The sequence below is a fragment of the Bacillus pseudomycoides DSM 12442 genome, assembly GCF_000161455.1.
GTDB classification, from domain to species: domain Bacteria; phylum Bacillota; class Bacilli; order Bacillales; family Bacillaceae_G; genus Bacillus_A; species Bacillus_A pseudomycoides.
Map to the genome: position 1 here is coordinate 5,232,531 of NZ_CM000745.1, position 7,046 is coordinate 5,239,576.

Annotated in this window: 6 protein-coding genes, 2 pseudogenes and 1 other annotated feature; of the genes and pseudogenes, 5 read left to right on the forward strand and 3 right to left on the reverse strand. The window is 32.7% G+C overall.

Translation table 11 applies throughout. The features are described from left to right. Positions 1–147: 147 nt before the first annotated feature. Positions 148–231, reverse strand: a pseudogene (locus BPMYX0001_RS32810) (IS6 family transposase); the annotation flags it as partial. Between the two features lie 258 nt (positions 232–489). Here BPMYX0001_RS32810 and BPMYX0001_RS26515 point away from each other — a divergent pair. Then, complete coding sequence (locus tag BPMYX0001_RS26515) at positions 490–1,662, forward strand: phytase (RefSeq protein ID WP_006097278.1); 1,173 nt, start codon at positions 490–492, stop codon at positions 1,660–1,662. Positions 1,663–2,131: 469 nt separating this feature from the next. Here BPMYX0001_RS26515 and BPMYX0001_RS26520 read toward each other — a convergent pair whose 3' ends face one another. Together BPMYX0001_RS26520 and BPMYX0001_RS26525 are read right to left on the reverse strand one after the other, a co-directional pair. Then, positions 2,132–2,689 (reverse strand): isochorismatase family protein, encoded by a 558-nt coding sequence (locus BPMYX0001_RS26520; RefSeq protein WP_006097279.1) that lies wholly within the window; start codon positions 2,687–2,689, stop codon positions 2,132–2,134. A 127-nt stretch (positions 2,690–2,816) separates the two neighbouring features. Further along, a complete protein-coding gene (locus tag BPMYX0001_RS26525) occupies positions 2,817–3,017 on the reverse strand; it encodes a DUF1272 domain-containing protein (RefSeq protein ID WP_018766997.1) in 201 nt (66 codons plus the stop codon). Positions 3,018–3,174: 157 nt separating this feature from the next. Between BPMYX0001_RS26525 and BPMYX0001_RS26530 the strand changes: the two genes are divergently transcribed. The 4 genes and pseudogenes from BPMYX0001_RS26530 to BPMYX0001_RS26545 all read left to right on the forward strand — a co-directional run bounded on the left by BPMYX0001_RS26530 (position 3,175) and on the right by BPMYX0001_RS26545 (position 6,965). Next, on the forward strand, positions 3,175–3,597 hold the full coding sequence (locus BPMYX0001_RS26530; RefSeq protein WP_033799788.1) for an Lrp/AsnC family transcriptional regulator: 423 nt from the start codon (positions 3,175–3,177) through the stop codon (positions 3,595–3,597). 129 nt (positions 3,598–3,726) lie between these two features. Further along, a pseudogene (locus BPMYX0001_RS29785) lies at positions 3,727–4,468 on the forward strand (IS4 family transposase); the annotation flags it as partial. Between the two features lie 186 nt (positions 4,469–4,654). Continuing rightward, on the forward strand, positions 4,655–5,209 hold the full coding sequence (locus BPMYX0001_RS26540) for a GNAT family N-acetyltransferase (protein WP_006097282.1): 555 nt from the start codon (positions 4,655–4,657) through the stop codon (positions 5,207–5,209). Between the two features lie 162 nt (positions 5,210–5,371). After that, positions 5,372–5,624 (forward strand) — a binding site (T-box leader). Between the two features lie 81 nt (positions 5,625–5,705). Continuing rightward, a complete protein-coding gene (locus BPMYX0001_RS26545) occupies positions 5,706–6,965 on the forward strand; it encodes an MFS transporter (RefSeq protein WP_006097283.1) in 1,260 nt (419 codons plus the stop codon). Positions 6,966–7,046 lie beyond the last annotated feature (81 nt).

Sequence of the window (7,046 nt, forward strand, 5' to 3'; positions counted from 1 at the left end):
AACATTATACCCAAGTGCTAATATTAGTCATTAGGTAAAAGTGAAGCGCCCTGTTTACAGGGCGCTTTTTTACTTGGTCGCAAGGGTTCTGGTGCAAAGATAAAATAAAAGAGAATATAGCTCATATATTTCTAGCGGAATTCTATTTTATGCTGTAAGCCCAAACAATCGATGGATGAATTCTTTCTGGTTTTGGACAGACTGATCCCGTAAATCAATCTGTCCAAGTTTAGGAGATTACTTGCAAAAGTTTTAGAGTTTTTGCACCAGAACCACACTTTTTATGGATAGTGCAACTTTATTTTGGATGGATAATTTTCACAATACACGTAACGTTCTGCTTACGATAGATCCTGTAAATAATTTATCTGAAAATTTACAATAAATACATAAATAATTAAAAATTAATAGATAAAATAATACAAGAAAAGTGTATCTGTTCTAGTTAACAGGATAAAGAAAATTATTTTTTTCAAGGGGGAACTACAAATGTTAAAGGAAATATCAACAGTTGCTTTAATGACGAGTGTATTATTTTTAACAGTAAATTCTACACCGAATTTGGTGGGGGAATTTTCAAATCCAAGTGTACAAGAGAAACAAAAACATTCAAAACTTGTAAAAGTGGAAGCAAAAGAGGAAACAGATGCAGTTGCTAATGCGGGTGATGCAGCTGATGATCCAGCAATTTGGGTTCATCCTCATGATTCTGAAAAAAGTAAAATTATTGGAACGAATAAAGAGGGGGGGATAGCTGTCTACAATTTAAAAGGAAAACAACTACATTCGTATAACTTTGGGAAACTAAATAATGTTGATGTACGATATGGATTTCCAATTGGAGGTAAAAAAATTGATATTGCGGCAGCTTCAAATCGTTCTACAAATACAATCGATATTTTTGCGATAAACCCTAAAACAGGAGAATTAGAAAATATTACGGGATCTCCCATTCAATCTAGCATGAAAGAAGTATATGGGTTTAGTCTCTATCATAGTCAAAAAACGGGTGTTTTTTACGCATTAGTTGTAGGGAAGGATGGAACTTTTGAACAATATGAGTTATTTGACAATGGAAAAGGAAAAATAGAAGGAAAGAAAGTACGTGAATTAAAGCTAAGTTCTCAATCAGAAGGAATTGTAGCAGATGATGAGTATGGAACAATATATATCGGTGAAGAAGATGTGGCAATTTGGAAATTCAATGCGGAACCAGACGGAGGAAACCAACCGATTGCAAAAGTAGATGGTGCGGATGGAAACCATTTAACAGCAGATATTGAGGGTTTGACGATATATTATGGAAAAAATGGGACAGGGTATTTAATTGCTTCTAGTCAGGGGAATAATAGTTATGCAGTGTATGACCGTAAAGGCAACAATGAGTATATTGGTAATTTTGCTATTGTTGATGGTAAAAATGCTGATGGAACGAGTGATACAGACGGTATTGATGTAATGAGTTTTGGATTAGGAGAAAAATATCCAAATGGCATTTTTCTAGCACAGGATGGAGAGAATATGGATCATGGGAAAATAGTAAATCAGAATTTCAAAATGATAGATTGGAAAAGGATTGCAAAAGGATTCGACTCAAAATTACAGATAGAAAATAACGTAGATCCTCGTAAACTAAAATTTAGAGAAATATTTAGCAAATAGTTAAGGTGAATAAAAGGTCATTTCATAGTATATTGAAATGATCTTTTTTAGAATTTTATAATGCCTCAAAACAAAAAAAATGTACATTTTCAACTAGAGATGTCAATTTTCTCGTTTGGGGGGGATTTGCTTTCCTAAGCTTGATAGCGATGGGATAGCATCACATTCCCATCAACTTAAGAAATTGGTTGTTCCCCAAAACGAAATTTCTATCTAAGAAATACACCATTAAATGTAAAATTAAAATAAATGTATTTTATTTTAATTTCTTAAATACGCATAACCCCGTTCCAATTTTAGAACGGGGTTAAAATAAACTTTTTTAGTTTCTGGTGTGATATAATTCCATATTAAAAATATAATAACACACATTCGTTTAAATATGGTTTGGGTTATTCCACAATCACGCCTGATTGCTATAGATCAATAATTTTTTTAAGGTTCTCAATTTAACAGGGTAAATAGTGATTTATCGGTAATTGTTATGAATTGGTTGAAACAAATCCTCTTGGCTGGTCCGAACAACAGAAAAATTGTCAACATTGTAATGACCATGAAGTATTTCATTATGATGACTTATTATCTTTTCAGCAGATAGGATTGAAGAATCTGTCGTTGAATGACCATCCCCAACTAAAGTAACATCAAAATGATTCACCGTTGCAGTTCTAACCGCTGTGTCAATACAGTGTTCTGTTTTACATCCCATGATAACAAGATGTTCGATCTCGTTTTCCTTTAAAAAATCCATTAATAGTGTACCATAAAACGCATTTGTAGCTACTTTATCAAATATTTTTGCATTGGTTGGTACTTTTACTGTTTGGTGTATTTGAAAACCTGGACCTTTGCCATCAGCAACATCTTTATCCCTCACAAAGATAATCAAAGCATGTGATTCTAGTGCTTTATTAATAACCAAATTAACATTATCTAACAATGCTTCTTTATTAAGCACATTTTTAGTTTCGTTATTACCATCAACTAATTCTTGTTGGACATCAATAATAAGCAAAGCTTGGTTCAATATAAAAACTCCTTTATGCTATAATTTATATATATGTTCTCCATATCTTTCTTCATTCTAATAATCATAATATCGCCCCCTTTTATCTTTTGAACCTATTTCGTTACGAACCTAATAAGTAGTATTGTTATATGTTAAGAGAGCAGACACTACTAGATAGGGGTCTAGGTCTTTTAACAAGTTCTCCTTGACAATTAGGACATACATAATTCATTAATTTTGTACACTCCTCACAAAATGTACATTCATGTGTGCAAATAAAAGCCAAAGATTGCTCTTCAATCTTATTATTACATTTCTCACAACATTTCCTCATCTCAAGTCCCATTTTTATTCCTCCAATAACATTTTTTTCATTATATACATAAAATTATAAATATAATATAATTTTGTTTAAATACAAATTATTAGCTATTTCATCCAAAAGACTTAAAAAATTTATTCATTATAAGCGTTTTGCTTTAAATAAAAAGGGGATGTTTAGAATAGACCATATTGACCGAAAGATTTTACATATTCTTCAAGAAGATGGACGTATATCTATGACTGAACTAGGAAAAATGGTGAACTTATCAACACCAGCTGTAAAAGAAAGAGTAAAAAAATTAGAGGATAAAAATATTATTACAGCCTATAGTGCAGTTATAAACCCAGAGAAATTAAATAAGAATGTAACGGCTTTTGTTTTGTTTGAATCAAAAAAATGTCAACAATTCAGAAATTTTTGCAAAGAAAATCCTATGGTCTTTGAGTGCCACAGATTAGCTGGACAATATAGTTATTTGGTGAAAATAGTCACTGAATCGGTGCAACATTTAGAAGAATTTATAGATGCTTCAATGGAGTTTGGCTATCCATCAACTTTAATTAACTTATCATCACCAGTAAAATATAGATGTATTTTTTAGAATAGAGTTCTTCGAATTTATTTAAGGGATGCTGCCACACATCCATCAACTTAAGGATTTAGACTATTCTTGAAGTTAAAAGCACGTTACTATTCTCTTATGTTAATGAGAAGGGGTGACGTGCTTTTTATGAATATGCATCAAAAACAAGAGTTGTCTTTATTTGCCGAAGAGTTATATCGCTATATGTCTCCCGCTACACTTAATCAATTAGCTATAGAAGCAGGCGGAATGAAACGAAAACGTAAGTGCCATGGGCACCATTTTTTATCTTTGTGTGTATGGTTAAATCAGCAAATCGCTACTACCTCTCTTACTCAACTTTGTAGTCAATTAGAAACTTCAACAGCAATTTTATTAAGTCCTGAGGGACTTAATCGACGATTTAACGCGGCTTCTGTAGCCTTCTTTCGAAATGTATTTACTACACTTCTACAAGCTAAAATTGGAGGGTTATCTAGGATTTCTCATTCTCTTTCTGCTTACTTTGAGCGTATTCGCATTCTTGATTCTACAACCTTTCAAGTTCCAGATCGATTCGCAGCTACTTATCCTGGTGCCGGAGGATGTAGTCATAAAGCTGGTGTAAAAATTCAACTAGAGTATGACTTGTTGAGTGGAGAATTTTCTGATGTGAAAATTGAACCAGGAAAACGAAGTGATCAGGCGTATGGTGCGGCTCGAACAGGTATGGCACAAAAGAATGAACTATATATTCGTGACTTAGGATATTTTCGTTTACAAGAACTTTAAGTCTATTCAAGATAAGCAAGGATATTATTTATCACGTCTTAAGTTACCAACTAAGATATATAGAAAAGAATTCGAAACAGTCGTATTTAAAACAAAACCCGCTCAACTGAGACCGTTATAGGATAGCACCACATGTCTATCAAGCTAAGAAATCGAGTCACCCAAAAAAACGAAAAAGCTCATTTCTTATCTGAAAAAAGATACTAAGTGAGCTTTTTCGGATACTACCAATAATGATAGGATATGTAAACTTCACATGAATAAGATATATAATATAAAAATAACGATTAACTGAGGTGAGAGCATGGAAAATACATATGAAATTCCCAAATTAGAAACAAAGCGTCTTTTATTAAAAAAACTAGATTTTCATGATTTAGATGATTTATTTGAAGTCTATTCGGATCCTCAAACAACTACATATGTACCTCGAGAGGTACACAAAAATAAAGATGAAACTCGTCTTTTTTTAGAAAACACGATGGAAACAGCTAAGAAAGGTAAGTCCTTCATATGGTCTATTATCTTTAAGAGTGATCAGAAAGCTATTGGAACCTGTGGGATCTGGAAATTATCACACAGTAGCGCTTCTTTAGGAGCTGTTATTAACCCACTGTATTGGGGAAAAGGAGTTATCGTCGAAGCTTTAGAAGAACTAATAAAGTTTGGCTTTCAAGAATTAGATTTAAATCGTATTGAAGGAAGATGTGACATAAGGAATACAGCGTCTGAACGAGTTATGCAAAAGCTAAAAATGACATATGAAGGAACATTGAGACAAAGTGTAATGATCAATGGTATGTATTGCGATTCTAAGATATATTCTCTTTTAAAACATGAATATGATAACTTTCGATAACGGAGATTATATAAAAGAAAGGTCCCTTCGAAGATCTGAAGGGACTCTTTTAAGTTTCTAGATATAGAGACTGCTGATAAGCAGGATTATGTTAACTAAGTTTGTATATGAGATGTAAAAAACATTTACAATATATATCCAATAATGTTAGTATATATGAAATTAAATGCAATGAAGAGAAGAGTAAATAAAGTGAATTCTATACAGAGAACCCTGGTAGCTGAAAAGGGGTTAGAATTTCTTTATTGAAGCAAGGCTCAGAGCAGCACATTGGAACCGACTATAGGGGGATAGTGTGACGGGCGCTCCCGTTATAGAGCTAGGGTATAAGCATTTTTGTTGTACCTGATAAGGTTAATATGGCGACATATTAATAAACTGGGGTGGTACCGCGATCTAAAATCTCGTCCCCAAGACACTTAAGTCTTGGGGGTGGGATTTTTTATTTTGTTTTAAGTGTTGCATTCTATCTGATTATATTTTAGGAGGAATTCAATTGAGTTTAAAAAAAACATTGGAAAATTGGCGGTATCCATCTATCTTATTGTTTAGCATTGGTGTTTCAAGTGTTGGAAGTTGGGTTTACTTTATCGCTCTAAACCTTATCGTTCTTAACATAACAGAGTCGGCCATTGCTGTCTCTGGTTTATATATTATTAGGGCTTTATCAACGTTGTTTACTAATATTTGGTCAGGAAGTCTTGTAGATCGTTTAAATAAAAAATATCTCATGATAGCACTAGATGTTTTTCAGACTGTGCTAATTGCATTATTACCTTTCTTCTCTTCTTTAGGGCTTATATATGCTATGGTCTTTCTTATTACAATAGCGAGCTCTATGTACCACTCAACATCGGTAACTTATATCACGAAGTTAATACCAATAGGACAAAGAAAACGTTTCAATTCTTTACGTAGCCTACTTGATTCCGGAGCTTTTTTGACTGGACCAGCAATAGCAGGAATGATGTTTACAATTGGTACACCTAATATGGCTATTTATATCAATGCTGTAGCTTTATTTTTATCTGCATTAATTACAGTAGGAATGCCTAATGTTGAATCCTCCGCACAATTAGAAAAAACATCAGATACAACAAAATTATCTCTTAAGTTATTAATAGATGATTGGAAGCTTGTTATTAGATTTAGCCGTAAGTATTTATATATCATGATGATTTATCTTTTGTTTAGTGCGATGATAGTCATGATGACAGCTACAGATTCGTTGGAAGCTGCTTTTGCAATTAGGATACTTTCCTTATCTGAAGGTGAATATGGAGTCTTAGTCAGTATTGCTGGAGCAGGAGTATTAGCAGGTTCTTTATCCAATGCAATAATTATTGAAAAAATACCTACCTCATGGCTTATTGGTATGGGTTCCTTAATAACTGCAGTAGGTTATATGGTTTTTACATCCTCTAATACCTTTTTTATAGCATCTATAGGAGTTTTTGTTTTGTCATTTGCTACTGCCTTTTCTAATACTGGTTTTTACACATTTTATCAAAACAATATACCTGTTGATGTGATGGGGAGGGTTATAAGTATTTACGGGTTTATTGAGGCTTTTTTAATTATTACCGTTACTGCAATCTTTGGTATTTCTTCCGAGCTTATATCTATACGATTTGTTGTAGTTTCAGGAGCATTTATAATGTTTTTGGTATCTATTACACTATTTATTTGTAGTGTTCAACCATCAAAAGCGAAATTCTATTCTAATTCACCTGAGCTTAAAGATTCATTCCAATAAATTCTTTTTTTAATGAATAAAATTTGATAATAGTTATGAAATAAAAAGGATCTTTATTCAAAGATCCTTTTTACTACCGAT